The sequence below is a fragment of the Rhodococcus sp. Chr-9 genome (assembly GCF_000801125.1).
GTDB classification, from domain to species: Bacteria; Actinomycetota; Actinomycetes; order Mycobacteriales; family Mycobacteriaceae; genus Rhodococcus; species Rhodococcus pyridinivorans.
This window is the reverse complement of record NZ_JTIZ01000122.1, coordinates 205,011-221,941: the sequence shown is the minus strand read 5'-3', so window position 1 is coordinate 221,941 and position 16,931 is coordinate 205,011. Positions and strand designations below refer to the sequence as shown.

15 protein-coding genes and 3 pseudogenes are annotated in these 16,931 nt (G+C 65.8%); 12 read left to right on the top strand and 6 right to left on the bottom strand.

Annotation, left to right across the window (positions count from 1 at the left end):
* Position 1: 1 nt before the first annotated feature.
* Positions 2–751, bottom strand: a pseudogene (locus QR64_RS28285) (IS21 family transposase); the annotation flags it as partial.
* A 1,099-nt stretch (positions 752–1,850) separates the two neighbouring features.
* On the opposite strand from QR64_RS28285, the gene QR64_RS20105 reads away from it, so the two are divergent.
* Genes QR64_RS20105 through QR64_RS28280 form a run of 9 tightly spaced genes read left to right on the top strand, consistent with a single transcriptional unit; the run spans position 1,851 to position 9,570 of the window.
* The gene (locus QR64_RS20105; protein WP_198162495.1) at positions 1,851–2,663 is read left to right on the top strand and encodes a ThiF family adenylyltransferase; all 813 of its coding nucleotides are present in this window, start codon (positions 1,851–1,853) and stop codon (positions 2,661–2,663) included.
* The gene (locus tag QR64_RS20100; protein WP_235367260.1) at positions 2,614–3,663 is read left to right on the top strand and encodes an iron-containing redox enzyme family protein; all 1,050 of its coding nucleotides are present in this window, start codon (positions 2,614–2,616) and stop codon (positions 3,661–3,663) included. Before QR64_RS20105 ends, QR64_RS20100 begins: the two co-directional genes overlap by 50 nt.
* A complete protein-coding gene (locus tag QR64_RS20095) occupies positions 3,660–4,370 on the top strand; it encodes a 2OG-Fe dioxygenase family protein (protein ID WP_006551232.1) in 711 nt (236 codons plus the stop codon). The genes QR64_RS20100 and QR64_RS20095 overlap by 4 nt, the downstream gene beginning before the upstream one ends.
* A gap of 22 nt (positions 4,371–4,392) precedes the next feature.
* A complete protein-coding gene (gene argC, locus QR64_RS20090) occupies positions 4,393–5,340 on the top strand; it encodes an N-acetyl-gamma-glutamyl-phosphate reductase (RefSeq protein WP_033096491.1) in 948 nt (315 codons plus the stop codon).
* Entirely contained in the window at positions 5,327–6,187 is an 861-nt protein-coding gene (gene dapF, locus QR64_RS20085) for a diaminopimelate epimerase (RefSeq protein ID WP_006551230.1), read from the top strand. The genes argC and dapF overlap by 14 nt, the downstream gene beginning before the upstream one ends.
* Complete coding sequence (locus tag QR64_RS20080) at positions 6,184–6,693, top strand: GNAT family N-acetyltransferase (RefSeq protein WP_006551229.1); 510 nt, start codon at positions 6,184–6,186, stop codon at positions 6,691–6,693. Before dapF ends, QR64_RS20080 begins: the two co-directional genes overlap by 4 nt.
* Positions 6,690–7,790, top strand: coding sequence for a pyridoxal phosphate-dependent aminotransferase (locus QR64_RS20075; RefSeq protein WP_019289092.1), 1,101 nt, complete (start codon positions 6,690–6,692; stop codon positions 7,788–7,790). Before QR64_RS20080 ends, QR64_RS20075 begins: the two co-directional genes overlap by 4 nt.
* Complete coding sequence (locus QR64_RS20070) at positions 7,787–9,271, top strand: MFS transporter (RefSeq protein WP_006551227.1); 1,485 nt, start codon at positions 7,787–7,789, stop codon at positions 9,269–9,271. The genes QR64_RS20075 and QR64_RS20070 overlap by 4 nt, the downstream gene beginning before the upstream one ends.
* Positions 9,272–9,300: 29 nt before the next feature.
* Positions 9,301–9,570: a hypothetical protein gene (locus QR64_RS28280; protein ID WP_235367257.1), complete on the top strand. Its 270-nt coding sequence runs from the start codon at positions 9,301–9,303 to the stop codon at positions 9,568–9,570.
* A gap of 467 nt (positions 9,571–10,037) precedes the next feature.
* On the opposite strand, the gene QR64_RS20060 is transcribed toward QR64_RS28280, so the two are convergent.
* Positions 10,038–10,397 (bottom strand): hypothetical protein, encoded by a 360-nt coding sequence (locus QR64_RS20060; RefSeq protein WP_039586941.1) that lies wholly within the window; start codon positions 10,395–10,397, stop codon positions 10,038–10,040.
* Between the two features lie 194 nt (positions 10,398–10,591).
* Between QR64_RS20060 and QR64_RS28760 the strand changes: the two genes are divergently transcribed.
* Positions 10,592–10,849 carry a hypothetical protein gene (locus tag QR64_RS28760; protein ID WP_264721985.1) on the top strand — a complete coding sequence of 86 codons (258 nt, stop codon included), beginning with the start codon at positions 10,592–10,594 and terminating at the stop codon, positions 10,847–10,849.
* Between the two features lie 297 nt (positions 10,850–11,146).
* Positions 11,147–11,380, top strand: coding sequence for a hypothetical protein (locus QR64_RS28755; RefSeq protein ID WP_052039964.1), 234 nt, complete (start codon positions 11,147–11,149; stop codon positions 11,378–11,380).
* 76 nt (positions 11,381–11,456) lie between these two features.
* Here QR64_RS28755 and QR64_RS26870 read toward each other — a convergent pair whose 3' ends face one another.
* Positions 11,457–11,612, bottom strand: a complete 156-nt coding sequence (locus QR64_RS26870; RefSeq protein WP_024100467.1) for a hypothetical protein — start codon at positions 11,610–11,612, stop codon at positions 11,457–11,459.
* Positions 11,613–11,802: 190 nt separating this feature from the next.
* Here QR64_RS26870 and QR64_RS26865 point away from each other — a divergent pair, with 190 nt between their 5' ends.
* A complete protein-coding gene (locus tag QR64_RS26865; protein ID WP_153811633.1) occupies positions 11,803–12,099 on the top strand; it encodes a hypothetical protein in 297 nt (98 codons plus the stop codon).
* Between the two features lie 335 nt (positions 12,100–12,434).
* Here QR64_RS26865 and QR64_RS20045 read toward each other — a convergent pair.
* From QR64_RS20045 to QR64_RS20035, 3 genes and pseudogenes are all read right to left on the bottom strand, one after another.
* Positions 12,435–12,749, bottom strand: a pseudogene (locus tag QR64_RS20045) (amidohydrolase family protein); the annotation flags it as partial.
* Positions 12,750–12,814: 65 nt separating this feature from the next.
* Entirely contained in the window at positions 12,815–14,383 is a 1,569-nt protein-coding gene (ffh, locus tag QR64_RS20040; protein ID WP_024100624.1) for a signal recognition particle protein, read from the bottom strand.
* 128 nt (positions 14,384–14,511) lie between these two features.
* Positions 14,512–16,875, bottom strand: a pseudogene (locus QR64_RS20035) ([protein-PII] uridylyltransferase); the annotation flags it as partial.
* Positions 16,876–16,931: the final 56 nt, after the last annotated feature.

Here is a 16,931-nt window from a genome sequence, read left to right as displayed (position 1 = left end):
NCGAGCCACCCCTCGCTGAAACGCGGGGTGATCGGGTCCGCCGCGGTCGTGACGACGGGTTTGAGGTTGTCCGGGATCAAGACCGCGAAGGCCCCGCCGAAGAGCGTCCATGCCGCCTCGCATCCGGCGATCACCGCCGCCAGCGTCTGCGAGTAGGTCAGCCACACGAACATGTGCCGGCTGTACACGGCGGTGACGATCAGGGCATGAACTTTCCGGGCCCGACCGTCTTCGGGGTCGGTGAGCATCCCCAGATACCCGAAGTCGACTTGGCATTCGACACCCGGATCTCCGTCGACGACCCGAACGGTGAGGTCCTTGCGGCCGAATCCGCACCGCTCGGTAGCGAAGCGGTGCAGCGTCCGATAGGGCACCACACAGCCTTGACGGGCGAGGAGCACTTCGATTTTGGTGATCGTCAGTGGCTTCCGACCATCGTCTCCTGCCACCCACCTGGTGATCTGCTCCTCATGCGCAAGCAACTGTTCCCACGCCGCCCCGTGGCCGCGAGGCCGGTCGGGCCGCACGGTATCGACGACCGCAGCGATCAACTCGTCGTCGATGTCGGCTGCAGTGCCGCCCCTCGTCAACCCGGCAACCTGGGCGGCGCGACGTAGCGTCGGACGGTTTTGCGGTCCACCCCGGCATGCCCTGCGATCGTGCGCAGCCCAGGCGCCGGCAGAGCGGCCGTCCCGAGCCACAATCGCAGTACTTCTCTGATCTCGTTCACACTGATCTCCCGAAAAGCCATGCCCGTCGAACCTCCGTGACCTCGATTGAGCTGTCACAGACGATCGAACGAGCAAATGACGAGACCACCGGCAAGGCGCGCCGGTGGTCCCATAACTGGCAATCCAGGTGGTCCCATCACCCTGGCAGAATCAGCTCACACTGGTCCCATCCTCATGGCAGACCACAGTGCGGACGGCGCTGTGACCTTCAGGGAGGTCACGGCGGTTAGGGCAGAAACGTCCGCGAAAGACGAATGGAATCGTGAGTGGGTCCGACCGCCTGTAATGCCTAGGTACGGGCTGTACGCAAGCGAACCTCGGAACTCGAACCGAACTGACGATCATTCGACAGGCATCGAGTTTCCTGGGCCAGGGACACACCTAGCTCTCCGCATCGACCCGCTCATCGACCGACGTCGGGACTCCCCTCGACATATGCTGCAGAGCGCTCGGAGTATCCCAGCGGGGCCCCTGTCGATCCAGGTGGCGGCCCGCGTCGGCAGCCGAGTTGCACCGGCATTAGCCGCCCGGTTTGATCCGGGAGATCCACGTCGCCCCTCGCGGTGCCTACAGCCACCGCCGCATGCCCGCCGACCCAACCATGGCTATGGGTGTCACGTGCAGCTCGGTTGCGACCGAACGAGTTGTAGGTCAGCAGCAGTCCCCTGAGCGCTTCGTGCCAGGTGGTTCCCCCACCGAACATACGACGCGCGCGGGAAGGTGTTCTGTGTCGTGATCCCGGACGCGTTCAGTCGGCGGATCAGAGTGGAAGAGCGACTCGCGACACTGTTCTGCATCCGTCATCTGGTGGGTGCGCCTTTGTCTCGGAAACAGCCTGTCGGGCGCCTCACCTTGAGTCCGGTGGGTTATCCGGTCAGCGATCCGTGACGAGTCACCAACTACAACTGAGGGCGAAAGCCCGAGCCTAGCGATCCGTTTTGTTGGACTTGCGAAGCCCCGATCGGGCGCTATAGTTGCCCGAAAGAAACCGCTCGGATGGTTTCTTTTCGATATCCGAGGGCCATCACCACAGCATCTGTTCCGCCTGCTCGTGCACGTCTCGACGCAGGTTTGGTCGATGCCGGGTTCTTTGCCTTCGACGTGATCAGAGGGGGAAATGTGTATCCACGGGAAGTGCTGTTCGGGCGCATGCTGGGGTTGGTTACAGAGGAACAGCTGCGCGCACTGGGCAAGGCCACAGTGGCGATACCCGGTTGCGGCGGAACAGGATACACGTATGCGGAGTGCCTCGCACGGATGGGCATCGGCAACTTCCGCCTCTCGGATACGGACCGTTTCGGGCCGGAGAACATGAATCGCCAATTCGGTGCGACAGTGGACACCGTCGGACGTCTGAAGTCCGAGGTGCTGGAAGAGCGCTTGCGCTCGATCAATCCGGAGATCACCGTCACGCGGTTCCCGGACATCGACGAGGACAATGTCTCCGACTTCGTCGCCGGCGCCTCGGCGCTCTGCGACACCATCGACTTCTTCGCCATGAACGAGCGTCGGATGCTGCACCGTCAGGCTCTCATTCACAAGGTGCCCACCGTGTTGTGCTGCCCGGTCGCGTACGGCGTGACGGGGCACTACTTCAACTATCACGAGAACGATCGAATCGACTTCGACGTCCTGTTCCACCAGTCCGATTCGAACGACGAGCAGCAGAACCTCGAGAACTTCGGAAACACACTCGCTCCGAACGCCTTGCATCGCGCCTATCTCGACGATCCGAATCTCGACTTCGAGAACCACAAGGTCGCCTCAGTGAGCGCCTCGTGCCTGCTGGCCACCTCGTGGGGGTCGATGCAGGCCGTGTGCGCAATCCTCGGACTGCCGTCCCAGTTCCGTCCCGTTCCCGAGATGTACGAGTTCGATCTTCGTGCAATGCAATTCGTTTCCAGCTCCATGTCCACTGCTGTTCTCGGCTGATCCCTTAGCGACCTTCGGAGATCTCATGGCATCACTCTCTTCTGGCCTGCTCGAGCAGCCCGCCGAAATCAACGACCTGCCCGAACTCCTCGACCGCGCATACACGTATGGCGACAGTGACGCCTTGCTGCGGGTTCAGCAGCGCCTTGCGGACGTTCATGCGCGTTCGTTCGAAATTCCTTCTTCCGTGCCCCGGACCGGCTTGGACACCTTGCGTTCCGACCTGCACTGTGCGTTGCAGATCGAAGAGCGCATGCTCTCATACGAGGACCGATTCATCGACCACGCCGCATGCCCGTCAACGTCCGGGGGCGGGCTCGAATTCGTGCGCAGTCTGAAATCGATCGTTCGCGAGCACCCAGCGAACCGGCACCCGTTCTACATCGAATTCCTGCCCGACAGTGCTGAAATCGGCGACATCGCCTACTACCTTGCGCAGGAGTCGGCGCTGGATCCGCGGTTCGACGACTTCATCGCTCTGATGCAAATCGGGATGTCCGTACGCCCGAAACTCGAACTGGCCGGAAACTACTGGGACGAGATGGGAAACGGTACCGAACCGCGCGTGCACACCGTGATGTTCCAGAACGCTCTCAACGAGGTCGGTGCCACCGACGACTTCATCCGCGAGAATCTCAGTGTCGACGCCATGGTATGCGGGAACCTCTCAGCCATGCTGGCATTGCGCAGGCCTTTGATCTTCCGTGCCGTGGGCAGCTTCGCCGTGACCGAATTCCTGTTTCCGCGCCGGTGCGCGCAGCTGCTCGAGGCGTGGCGGCGTAACGCGCTCTCCGTCGAGGGAATCGAGTACCACCGCGAGCACATCGGCATCGATGCGCGCCATGCGTCGGGGTTCTTCAAGAACGTCATCATTCCCTTGGTCGAGGAACGTCCCGAGGTGGCACCCGAGATCTATTGGGGCGCCGTGGCGCGCCTCAACTCGTCGCAGCGCTACCTCGACTCCACCCTGCAGACCCTGACCTACGGAAGTGCCCGATGAACACAGATCTCGCACAGCGCGGCTACGCACTCGTGGACGGCTTGTTCGCCACCGCCGAGCAACTGATCTCCTATGAGAACTGTCCGCACGATCCGTTCATGGGCAACGGCACCCGATACAAGCGGTTTTCCCAGTTCAAGCTCGTCCACGATAGCGATGGTTGGGGCACCGAGTTGCTGCCGGCACGCGCCTACACCGCGCCAAAGGAGTTCAACCCGGTCGGTGGCGGATTCAAGCGCCCGTACGAGCCGCTCGAGGTGGACTTCAGCGGGATCGTCACCGAACTGGCGGACCAGCTCGGCCTCGACCGCACGACCGCCTGGCAGATCAACGTGCACCAGAACCGGAGCATCGCCGAACCCCGGCGCTCCGGCCAGCTGACTCCGGAAGGCCGGCACAAGGACGGTCACGAGTTCGTCACCATCAGCGCGTTCGCCCGTTCGAACGTCACCGGCGGCTGCACTCGGGTGTGGAGTGACGAGGAGGCCGGACAGCCGCTATGGGAACACACGATGACCCCCGGTCAAACGTTACTGCTCGACGATCGGGCGGTCCTGCATGATGTGACCGACATCCAGGCGGCCACCGATGTCCGCGGCACCCGGGACATCCTCATCGTTGCCTACTCACGGTGGGACGAACGGTGGTACGGCGACGAGCACGACACGGCCGTGCTCGAACCGCACGTTGTCCCGGGCCGGATGTGATCGGCCGGCGAGGACATCACTTATGAGCATCTCCTTGTTCCTCGACGGGGCAGCCGGCACCACAGGTCTTCTGATCGAAGACCTGCTGCGACGCCATCACCCCGAGTTCGAAATCCTGCACTTGTCGGACGACGATCGAAAGGATCTCGCCGCCAAGCGCGCTCTCCTCGCCGAGGCCGAATGTGCGGTGCTGTGCCTTCCCGACGCCGCTGCGATGGAATCCGCTGCTCTGGCAGACGAACTGGGTGTGCGCGTGCTCGACGCCAGCAGTGCACACCGGGTGTCGGACGGTTGGGCATACGGGCTGCCCGAACTGGACCGCGGTGCCCAGCGACATCGGATCAGTGGTGCGTGGCGGGTAGCCAACCCCGGGTGCTACGCCACTGGGGCGCTCCTGTTGCTCAACCCGCTCTCGCGCGCCGGTCTCCTCCGCCGGAATGCGCACGTTCCCATCTTCGGAATCTCCGGCTACAGCGGAGGCGGTCGCGCGATGCTGCAGCGCTTCGAACGCGCCGGCGAGACCTTGCGCACCGGCAGCTACACCCACGACCACGAGCACAAGCACGTGCGCGAGATCGTGAGACACAGCCCACTCGGCCGCAAGCCACAGTTCGTACCGTCCGTCGGTGCCTTCGAACGCGGGATGTCGGTGACGATCACCCTCGGTCGCGAAGCCCTGACCGACGAGACCGACGCCGTCGCCGTCCTGAAGCAGTACGAACAGTCCTATGCGGACGAGCAATTCGTCCAGGTGCGCACCGCGCAACCGGATGACCCGAACGGCCTGCTCATGGTCGACGACGTTGTGGGCACCAATAACGCTGCCGTCTACTGCTTCGACGACGGCACCGACCTGACCTTGGTGTGCCACCTGGACAACCTCGGCAAGGGCGCGTCGCTGGCCGCAATTCAGAATCTGAACATCATGTTCGGCTACCCGGAAGGGCTCGGTATCGATGACCAGCACTGAGCATCTCCCTTTCACGAAGTACACCGCGCTGGGCAACGACTACCTCGTCTTCGACGGCGGTCACTTCGGCACGACCTTGGACGTACAGCAGATCGTCAGGCTGTGCGATCGCCGATTCGGTGTGGGCGCCGACGGTATTCTCGTCCACTGCCCGTCCCTGGCGAGCGGGCCGTTCCGAGTGCGCATCTTCAATTCCGACGGCAGCGAATGCGAGCGCAGCGGCAACGGATTGCGCATCTATGCTCAGTGGCTGCTCGATATCGGCGCAGTCGATCGCGATCGATTCGAGATCGACTGCCTCGCCGGAACGTCCCCGGTCGAGGTCAACAACGATGGCACGCTCACTGTGGCAATGGGACCGGCGGTGTTCGAGCCCCACGCGATCGGGCTGACCGACCCCTCGATCGATCCACAGCGGTTCGTGCTCGATACTTCCGCCGGCGCTCTCGACGTGACCGCATTGTCCGTCGGAAATCCACATACGGTCGTGTTCACCCCGGTCGAGCCCCATATCCAGAACACCCTCGGACCGCAGATCGCCACTCATCCTCTGTTCGCCTCCGGCACCAACGTCCAGTTCGTCGCACGGATCGACGCAGCCGGGATGGACATCGACATCTGGGAGCGTGGATCCGGCCGTACTCTCGCCTCGGGTAGCAGCGCGTGCGCCGCCGCGGCGGCCGCACTGTCGCGCGGTTCGACCACCGCCCCGGTGACCGTTCGGATGCCCGGTGGCCAGCTCACCGTCGATCGGCGCGGCACACAAATTTGGCAGACCGGACGAGCGCACCATGTGTTCGCGGGCACCGTCCGACCCCCCTCCCCGAAGGCGGTAGCTGCATTATGACCACACTGACTGTCCGTCACGCCACAGTCGCCGACGCGCAGCGCATATGCGAGATCTACAATCACGCAATCGAATCGCGTGCCAGTACGTGTGACCTCGAGTCGCGTGGCGTGCACGATATCGAAGGATGGTTCTCCGGAAGAGATTTCGGGTCCCGACCTATTTATGTGGCTGTCGACGATGGCACGGTCACCGGATATCTGTCCGTATCCGATTTTTGGAACGATCGTCCCGGTTACCGCGTCACCGCAGACTGCGGCGTCTATCTCGATCCGGCCTTCCAAGGTCGCGGGATCGGATCGACGTTGCTACGCACCTTCCTGGACGACGCTCCTCGCCTAGGCATCCGCACGGTCGTCACCAGCATGTTCGCCGACAACGCTGCGAGCGTCCAGTTGTTCGCCAGATTCGGTTTCGATCGCGTCGGCATGTGCACGGGGGTGGCGGACCTCGAAGGTGTCCGGAAGGACCTCGCTATCGTCCAACGAAGGATCACACCAGCATGACACTGACGATGCAGCAATGGATCTTCGTCGAGAGCTACGGTCGTTACACCCTCGATCTTGGTGACAGCAACGTCGAACTCGCGGACATTACCACTGTCCCGGGCTTCGCCGAGATCACCACCGTGCCACTCGGATATGGTCACCAGGCCGGGCTGCCCGAACTGCGTGCAGCTATCGCTGCGCGCTACCACAATGTCGACCCGGCAGACGTTCTTGTCTGCCACGGTGCCCAAGAGGCATTCTCCCTTCTGGTCCGCAGCCTCGAAATCACCGATCGCAGCGAAGCGGTAGTGATCGGGTCGGGCTGGAGCCAGCACACCTATTATCCGGCCGAGGTCGGGCTCTCGGTTGTGACGGTCGCACTCGATCCGTGTGAGCACACTCTGCTGGCTGCGGTCGCGGAGGCCGTGACCTGGCGAACGAAGGTCATCGTCGTCGCCACACCGGAGAACCCGACCGGTTGGACCGCGTCCCGCGACTTCATCGAAGCGGTCGCCGACATCGCCGATGCCTACGACGCCGTGCTCGTGGTCGACGAGGAGTATGTTTGCGATCCCGATATGTCGGCGGCGGGGATCTCCGACTGCGTTGCCGTCATCAGCGGGTTGTCGAAGCTGCACGGTCTGCCGGGGCTTCGTATCGGTTGGTGTATCGCCACTGCTGACCTGGTCGACCGCTGTACGCAGCGGAAGCACCTGACCACCATCTCCAACTCGGTACTGTGCGAGTCCATCGCGACGGCCGTCCTGCGCGACGGCGACCGGTTTCTCGCCCGAGCCCGCACCCTCTGTCGAAGTGGTGCTCGCACTCTGCAGGAATGGGCGTCTGTGCTCCCGCAGGTCAGCATCGTCAATGCTCGGGACGATCTGCCATTCGCGTGGCTTCGGATCGACAAGTCCCTCGACAGTCTCGCCGTGGCCCGACGGGCGCTTGATGAGGGTGTACTCGTCATCCCCGGGGAGGTGTTCGATCGGCCCGGGTATCTGCGTGTCGCCATCGCTCGGCCTCCCGTAGATCTCGACCGCGGCTTGAAGGTTCTGGCCCGAGCCGTGTGCGGTCCTCGATTGGATCTCCTCACGGCCGGAGGCCGCGCATGAACGATTCGGAACCGACCGCGTCATCCGGGACCATCGAACCAAGCGAGTCCGGCTGGGACATACGTTTATGGGCAGTCCTCGTCGTGGTGTGTGGTGCGTTGTTCCTCGATGGCCTCGACAGCGCCATGATCGGTGTGGCTGTACCGTCGATACAATCCGAGTTTGCGACATCAGCCAGCGCCGTGCAGTGGACCGTCAGCGCCTACGTTCTCAGCTTCGGCGGTCTGCTGCTGTTCGCCGGCAGGCTCGCCGATGCGATCGGCCGCCGTGTGGTCCTGCTCGTCGGCGTGGCGATCCTGCTTGCTGGATCTCTGCTCGGAACGTTCGCTACCACCGTCGAGTTGATCATCGTTGCCCGGTTCGGTATGGGTGTGGGCGCAGCGCTGACCGCACCAGCCGGGCTCGCGATCATCACCACGACTTTCCCTGAAGGACCAGCCCGAAATCGTGCCGTCGGCATCTACACGGCCTGCGGAGCCGTCGGCTTCTCGGCCGGCCTTCTCGGTGGCGGCCTGCTCAGCAGTGTCGGGTGGCGCTGGGTATTCGCGCTGTCAGTGGTGATGGCCGCTGTAGTCTGGGCCGGCGCAGTGACCTTCGTCCCCCCTGATCGACCAATCCGCACCGAGCGGAGAACATTGAACCTGCCCGGATCGCTCGCTCTTACTGCGACGATGCTGCTGCTTGTCTACACCGTGGTTGAAGCGCCACAAGCAGGCTGGACCTCGACGTCGACACTCGCCCTGGCAACCGGTGTGCTCGTTCTCGCCGCAGGGTTCGCATACACGGAACGGCGTAGCGTCGCACCTCTGTTCCCCCGGCACCTGTTCCGCGGGGGGGACTTGCTCTCCGCCGCTCTGTTCAGCGCTGCAATCATGGGAACCTACACAAGCTTTCAGTTCCTCAGTGCGCTATATCTGCAGCAGAACCTGCACTGGTCACCGCTGCAGATGGCGCTTGGGTTCCTCCCGTTGAGTGTCCTGGTGGCAATCATCGGACCTAAGGTCGGCGTATTGATCAGCGCTGTGGGAACCCGCCTCGTCATCGCTACCGGTTTCGGCATCTATGCAGTCGCGTACCTGTTGTTCCTGCGAATCGGCGGTGGGGGTTCGTTCTGGGATCTCGTCCTTCCCACTGTGGTGCTTGTCGGTTTCGCTTTCCCGATGAGTTTTACCGGCGCTTATGTGCAAGCCACCTCCGGAGTTCCCGATCGGGACCAGGGCGTGGCTGCCGCGGTTGCCCAGACCGGCTATCAGTTGGGCTCAGCGCTTGTGCTGGCGGTCGTGACACTCCGGCTCCCGCAGGGAACTTCGGTCGGTGTCGTAGCCACACCCGCCGACTATCGCGACGGGATGATTGTCGTCTGTGCTGTCGCTTTTGCTGCCTTCGCCTGTGCAGTTCTCCGCGTGGTCCGACCTCACCGGCGGGCTCACGCCGTCAGGGTGTCGGAGGACGTGTCCGCAGCAAAGGTGATGCCACGATGACCAACGAGCCGCTCTGCCACGTGCTGTCCGTGTTCGACATCGAGGCCGAACCGGTCACCGACGGCATTCTGCGGCGGCGCATTCATCGTTCGGATTTCGCGTCGAGTTGGCTGATCGAATTCGCCCCCGGCAGTTGTTGGCCCGAGGTCGGTTGTCACACCGGGAGGAATGGTACTACGTTCTTCGGGGCGAAATCCTCGAAGGAAATCGGTGTCATCCCGCAGGAACGTACGTCCGGTTCCTTCCCGGCTCCTCCCACCGTCCCCGCAGCCGTACCGGAGCTGTCATTCTCGGGATAACCCAGGAGCAAGCGGACTATCGGTCGGAGTAGTCACGGTACCTCTGAAAATCGCGAAACCGGCGGAGCACTGTTCGATCGGGTGCCCGTTGAGCGATCCCGACCTCTGGAGCCGGCTTGTAGGGGTCCCACGCACGAGTCGTGAACTCGTACCGGCCGGAATCGCTGGACACCGGGGAAGATGATCATCCGGGGAGACGACATCATGAAGCGCAGTACATTCATAATGCAACGCCATTTAACTGCATCGATGACACGTCCCCGCGCCATCGACGGTGGCAGTGCGGTCGCGTGCGCGGCACCCGCACGCCACGGCGATGAGCCGAATCACGGTCAGCAGACCCGCGCCGACACCGGGACCTGCCTGACCGGAAGCGGCGAACCACATCGCGAAGGCGACCTACAGCACCGCGATCATCATTCCGGTGGCGGTACGCGGCCGGAGCGGCGTCACATCGTCGGTGGGCATCACCACGGTTCCGGATGGGCTCGGGACGCAGCAGGGACATCGAGATCACGGGGCGGTACGGCGGTTTCCGTCACCGGGGGAACAGCGCGCACGGTCGAGGACCACCGCAGCCGACCGGCGCGCACCCCTTCATACTTGCGGCCTTGGGCGCGGGTGATCTCCCGCAACCGGTCCGCCTCGGCGAAGTGCACTAGCTGCCAGTCGCCGGTGACGAGTTCGGCGATCACCGGCGCCGGACCCCGACCGACACCGCCTATGCGGCGCGCGGTCTCGGCGAGAGCGTGCACATCGACCGAGGTTGCCACCGGATTCGATCCGGGTACCGAGAAGTGCTCCCGGCTCGTCCGCATTCCGTACATCCCCGCTCCTCGCTCCACGGACTCGACCGGAGCCGGGCCGTCTCCGGTCTGCACTTGCAGGTGCACAGTGTCGCCTCCACAGTCCTGCCGAGACGAGGGCGGGTCGATACCCGATCCGCACCGCCGCCGACAGCGCCTCTCTCGGTCCATGTCTGCATCGTGCACGACGTCGTTGTTCGCTACCGTGCCGAAGCATGGGCACGACCCTGCACGCACCTCACCCCTGGCCTGCCATCACCGCGGCCCTGCGCCGGCCCGGACCCCGGCGCGTCGCCATCGCCTACCTCGACCACACCGCGCCAGACCTGCTGCCGCTGCGCAGCGAGGGCCAGTTGATCGTCGACACCGCCCGCGCCGCCGTGCGCGCACACGCCACCTCCCCACCACCCTCGCCCACTTCCTCGACGCCGGCGTGCAGGTGCTGTCGACTGCGAACCTGCACACCGGCCTGATCGTCACCGCAGAGAAGGTGATCGTCGGCCCGGCCAGCGCCTCGCACGCCTCCACCGTCGCCGACAAAACCGCGCTGATCGCCGACGATCCCGGCGCCATCGCAGCAGCACATGCCTTCCTCGACCGTCTCGAGGACACCGTCGTCGACGAGGTGTTCCTCGACAGCGCCACCGCCATCTGGCAGATCGGCCGCGTCGTACCCCTGGCCGGGATCGGACCCGGGCTATCGCACCCACTGGGTCCGCGAGGACAACCCCGGTCCCGACCGCCGCACCCGTCTCCAGCCCGGCGACGTCGTGATCCGGATCAGCAACGACGACACCCGGCTGGACCCACCGGCCGTCGTCGCAACCGGCCCCCACCGCATCCCCCACACCCGCCACGCCCGCGCCGACCTCGACCCCATCGCCATATCCGACGCCACGCGCATCCTCACCGACCGCGGTCACTCGAACCCGCGCCTGCACCGCGACCACCGCATCATCTCTGCGAGCCTGCGCGCCGCGGTGCTGGCTCTGTGGAAGATGTGACCATCTTTGGACCGTTGACCGGCGGCCCACCCGGTACACCCCCACTGACATGCGTAAATGGCACGTCCCCTGCGCCTTACACTGCCGGCTGCATCGCCTCGGCGGCGAAGGCTTGTGTCCACCACTGGTCGACGTTGGCGTGCTCTTTCGGTAACGCCAGGGCCGGGGCGACGACGAAGTACCGCTCGACGGTCGGGAACACCGGGCCACGTTCGTGCTGGTAGACACGCACGATTTCCATCGTCCCCGATGTCCGGGCGAACCTTGTTCTGTGCGGCTCCGTCGGCCGCGAGGCGACCGAGGATGTTGTGCATGCTGGCCCGGGAGCCGCGGCCGCGGATGCGGACCGAGCGGGCGGCATCGCCGAGTTCGGTCGGGTCGGTCTTGCGGGGCCGCAGAATGCGGCGAATCTCGTAGATAGCGTGCTCGTGGCTCTCGAGGATTGCCTCGACGGCATCCAGGACGTTGTCGAGCTGGTGCTCGCGGAGCATCTCGATCAGGCGGCGGCCGCCGACGAGGCCCTGCGCTGGATTGAGCGCGAGTGCGAGGTGTTCCATCAACAGGGTTCTCGCGCCGACTTCGGGTGCTTCGGCATAACGAGCGAAGTTCTCGGCGCGACTGCTCTTGTTGGCAAAGCTGAACGGACAGAATGTGCACGCGCTCTTGCCGACGCTGGTGCCGAGGATCGAGCGGGTGTAGTCGATCACGTCGGCGCGTGACCACCCCCAGTCGATCAACGGGTACTCGCCGGTGCGTCGGTCGGTGTTGAAGAGTGCCGCACCGACGACCGCGGCCGCCGCACCGACACCAGCGATCTCGGATCCGGGGCACCCATCGAGCGCCATTCCCACAGCACCGGTGCTTCATCACCAGCGAGGCGAAACCACCATTGTGAAGTCACGAAAGGCCCCAGTTGCCGAGTGCGGGACATGACCGCCCATCCGCAGAACACGTGTGCGGACCCATACACGGGCCTCCCCCGGTCAGGGATGTACTTCCGCCCTTCCCATCATCGAGGGATCGGCTACTTTAGCGGGCTACATCAGCGAGCGCTGGGCAGGGCGATGTGCCGGCCGGCCCGGATGATCCGGGACAGGTCCGCCCGCTGATCGAGGGCCCGGGTGTCGACAGGCGACCCGGCGTCGCGGAGCAGCAGGACACCCGCGTCGCGTTCGGTGACGGCCTGCGCGAGCAGACCCTCCTCGTCCTCCGCTCCCCCACCGAACCGGAGGCCGACATGGCAGTGCGCGTCGACGAGGCCCGGCAGGATCCAGCCGTCGGCGCAGAGCACCTCGGCGTCGCGGCCGGGCTCGGCCGTGAACGCTCCGTCGGCCCCGACGAACAGTTCGACGGGTTCGCCGTCGGCCAACGACCGGCCTCACACGACGAAGGAACGCGCATCACCCTCGGTCACGGTCATCCCCCCGGCCCGGCTCAGTTCTTGGGGAACTTCAGCTTCGACAGGTCGAAGTTCTCGAGTCCCGGAGGAAGCTCGTCGAGGCCCTTCGGCATCTTCGACAGGTCGGGCATCCCGGCGGGCATGCCACCCGGGAGACCGGGGAAGCCGCCGGGCATACCGCCCCGCACCTTCGGCGGCGTCGGTCCGCGACCGCCCTTCTTCCCCTTCTTGCCCTTCTTGCGCTGATTCTTGCGTGCGCCCGGCATGCCCATCTGGCCGGCCATGGCCGTCATCATCTTCCGGGCCTCGAAGAACCGGTCGACGAGCTGGTTGACGTCGGAGACCTTCACACCGGAACCGTTGGCGATGCGCAATCGCCGCGAGCCGTTGATGATCTTCGGGTTGGCGCGCTCCTCCGGCGTCATGCCGCGGATGATCGCCTGGATGCGGTCGAGCTGCTTCTCGTCGACGTTGGCGAGGGCGTCCTTCATCTGCCCGGCTCCGGGCAGCATGCCCAGGAGATTGGCGATGGGGCCCATCTTCCGCACGGCCATCATCTGCTCGAGGAAGTCCTCGAGGGTGAGCTCGCCGGAACCGATCTTGTTGGCGGTGGCCTCGGCCTGCTCGGCGTCGAAGACCTGCTCGGCCTGCTCGATCAGGGTGAGCACGTCGCCCATGCCGAGGATGCGGCTGGCCATGCGCTCGGGGTGGAAGACGTCGAAGTCCTCGAGCTTCTCACCGGTGGAGGCGAACATGATCGGCTGGCCGGTGAGCTCGCGGACGCTGAGCGCGGCACCTCCGCGAGCGTCGCCGTCGAGCTTGGTGAGCACCACGCCGGTGAAGCCGACGCCCTCGCGGAACGCCTCGGCTGTGCTCACGGCGTCCTGACCGATCATCGCGTCGAGGACGAACAACACCTCGTCGGGCTGCACGGCGTCGCGGATGCCCGCTGCCTGCGCCATGAGTTCCTGGTCGATACCGAGGCGACCGGCGGTGTCGACGATGACCACGTCGTACTGCTTGTTGCGCGCCTCGGCGATGCCCTGCTCGGCCACGGCGATCGGGTCGGCGGCGGTGACTCCGAGTTCGTTCTCGCCTCCGCCGATGGAGGTGCCGGGATGGGGCGCGAAGACCGACACGCCGGCACGCTCACCGACCACCTGCAGCTGGGTCACAGCGCCGGGGCGCTGGAGGTCGCAGGCGACCAGCATCGGGGTGTGCCCCTGCGCCTTGAGCCACTTCGCGAGCTTACCCGCGAGCGTGGTCTTACCGGCACCCTGCAGACCGGCGAGCATGATGACCGTCGGCGGGTTCTTCGCGAACTGCAGACGACGGGTCTCGCCGCCGAGGATCCCGACGAGTTCCTCGTTGACGATCTTGACGACCTGCTGGGCCGGGTTGAGCGCGCCATGCACCTCGGCGCCCTTGGCGCGCACCTTGATCTTCTTGATGAACTCGCGCACGACGGGCAGCGCGACGTCGGCCTCGAGCAGGGCGAGGCGGATCTCACGGCAGGTCGCGTCGATGTCCGCGTCGGACAGCCGCCCCTTGCCGCGCAGGTCCTTCAGGACCCCTGTCAACCTGTCGGAAAGGGATTCGAACACCGAATGCGCTCCTGAGCTCTGACGAAGATGCGGACATTGCTGCGAACCAGGGTAACCGCTCCCGATCCCTCGCGATCGCGGGTGGCCACACCACAGCGCGGGCCACCCGCGCTGTCACGATCCGTCGGTCACGCTCTGTCGACGGGTGCGGGCGGCTCGGGAGCAGGCAGGACCGACAACAGTTCCTTCTCGAGATGTTCCCGGGAGACACGGGTGTGGGCACCAGCGAGATCGACGCAGAACGAGTCGATCACCGTCGAACCCAGCGTGCTCACCCGCGCCCACCGCACGTCGGCTCCGACACGCTCGAAGACGTCCGCGAGACGGCACAGCAGACCGATCCGGTCCTCCGACCGGATCTCGAGCACGACCTGGTCCGATTCGGATCCTTCGAACCAGATGATCCGCGGCGGCGCGAGAGCGGCGCTGACCGGAACCGCCCGGGCCGTTCGCTCGGGAAGCCGGCTCTCCCGTTCGGCGCGGTCCTTGGCCTCGAGGGCACCGAGGAGGTCGAGATCGCCGGAGCGCGCCCGCACGAGTTCCTGCCGGAGCAGGGCCGCTTCGGGCGGTGAACCGAATCTCGGAGCCACGACGAAGCTGTTGACCGTGCTGCCGGCGTGACTGCCGATCGAGGCCGACAGCACCCGCAGACCGTGCAGGGAGAGCACACCGGCCTCGTCGGAGAGCACGCCCCGCTCGTCGGGCGCGACGAAGGTCGCGGAGAAGCTGCGGCCGTCCTCGCGTGGTTCGAGCGCGACGTGCAGGGCGCCGTCCTCGGCGAGGTTCGCGAGGGCGGGATCGATCGGATCCGGTGCCGGCAGCTCGTCCCCCGCCATCATCATGCGGCAGCGGCGCACGAGTTCCCGGATCAGCGACGCCTTCCAGTCCCCCCACACCCCCGGGCCGGTGGCCTGCGAATCCGCCTCGGCCAAGGCGTGGAGCAGGTCGAGCAGCACCGGATCCCCGTCGAGGGCGCCGACGACCGCGGCCACGGTCTCCGGATCGTCGAGGTCGCGGCGGGTCGCGGTGTGCGGCAGGAGCAGATGGTGCCGCACCATCGAGGTGAGCAGCGCCAGATCCGAAGGCCACAGGCCCATCCGCCGCCCGATCTGCAGGGCCAGTTCGGCACCGACCACGCTGTGGTCGCCGCCGCGTCCCTTCCCGATGTCGTGCAGCAACGCGCCGAGGACCAGCAGGTCCGGACGGGAGACCCGCGTCGTCAGTTCGCTCGCGTACACGGCGGTCTCGACGAGGTGCCTGTCGACGGTCCACGTGTGGACGGCGTCGCGGGGCGGCAGGTCGCGCACCGCACCCCATTCGGGGAGCAACCTCCCCCACAGTCCGGTGCGGTCCAGCGACTCGATGACGTCGACCGCGCGACGTCCCGAGCCGAGCAGCACCAGGAAGTCGTCGAGGGCTTCCCGGGGCCAGGGTTCGCGCAGCTCCGGTGCGTGATCGGCGAGTCGGGTGAGCGTGGCCGCCGAGACGGGCAGTCCGGCCTGCGCAGCGGCCGCCGCGACCCGCGTGATCAGGCCCGGATCGCGACGCGGATGCGCGTCGCGTGCGAGGGCGACCTCTCCCCCGTGCTCGACGACCCCTTCGTCGAGCGGACGCCGCACCGGTCCGCGGCGCAGACGCGACAGACCCTTGCGCGGCAGCGAATTGGCCGCGGTGCGCAGACCGACGTCGACGGAATAGCTGATCGTGCGGGCCGATTCGGTGAGCACCCGCGCAAGATCGAAACGGTCGCCGATCCGCAGCGCCGCGGCGATCTCGTCGGCGTCCTGCGCGCGCAGCTGGTCGCGGGAGCGGCCGGCGACGCGGTGCAGCTCGGTGCGTACATCGAGCAGTCGCCGGTGGGCGGCCGCGAGCCCGCCGCCCGGGACGTCGGGTCCGAGTCCTGGCATGCCGTCGGTGAGCTGCGCAACGGACAGGGCATTGAGCAACTGCACGTCCCGCAACCCGCCGCGACCGCTCTTGAGGTCGGGTTCGGCCCGGTGGGCGATCTGCCCGCTGCGCTGCCATCGCACCTCGGTCGTCTCGATGAGTTCGTCGAAGCGGGACCGGATGCCGGTGCGCCACTGCCGTCGCACACCACCGATGAGCAGATTGCTCAGCTGGGCGTCGCCCGCGATGTGCCGCGCCTCGAGCATTCCCAACGCGGCCGTCAGATCGGACGAGAACACCTGGAGGGCCTGGGGCACCGTCCGGACACTGTGGTCGAGCTTGATGTGCGCGTCCCACAGCGGGTACCAGAGCTCGTCGGCGACCTTCGACACGACGGACGGCGCCATGTCGTCGTGGAGGAGGATGAGATCGAGATCGGAGTACGGGAGCATCTCGCGGCGTCCGAGACCCCCGACGGCGACGATGGCGAAGCCTCCCTCGCGCTTGATGCCGAGTTCGGAGCCCTTCGTCGTCAACCAGAATTCGTGCAGGTCCACGAGGGCGTGGCGCAGGGCCACGGTGTCGAGGCGGCGGCTGCGGGGGCCNCAGATCGGCGGCGCCCGCCGGTGCGGTTGTGCGGGCCGAGGACACCGAAGGCCCC

Coding starts and splice junctions, on each gene's coding strand:
- QR64_RS20095 (WP_006551232.1), top strand. CDS start 3,660: ATGAACACAGATCTCGCACAGCGCGGCTACGCACTCGTGGACGGCTTG.
- argC (WP_033096491.1), top strand. CDS start 4,393: ATGAGCATCTCCTTGTTCCTCGACGGGGCAGCCGGCACCACAGGTCTT.
- dapF (WP_006551230.1), top strand. CDS start 5,327: ATGACCAGCACTGAGCATCTCCCTTTCACGAAGTACACCGCGCTGGGC.
- QR64_RS20080 (WP_006551229.1), top strand. CDS start 6,184: ATGACCACACTGACTGTCCGTCACGCCACAGTCGCCGACGCGCAGCGC.
- QR64_RS20075 (WP_019289092.1), top strand. CDS start 6,690: ATGACACTGACGATGCAGCAATGGATCTTCGTCGAGAGCTACGGTCGT.
- QR64_RS20070 (WP_006551227.1), top strand. CDS start 7,787: ATGAACGATTCGGAACCGACCGCGTCATCCGGGACCATCGAACCAAGC.
- QR64_RS20060 (WP_039586941.1), bottom strand. CDS start 10,397: ATGTACGGAATGCGGACGAGCCGGGAGCACTTCTCGGTACCCGGATCG.
- QR64_RS28760 (WP_264721985.1), top strand. CDS start 10,592: ATGGGCACGACCCTGCACGCACCTCACCCCTGGCCTGCCATCACCGCG.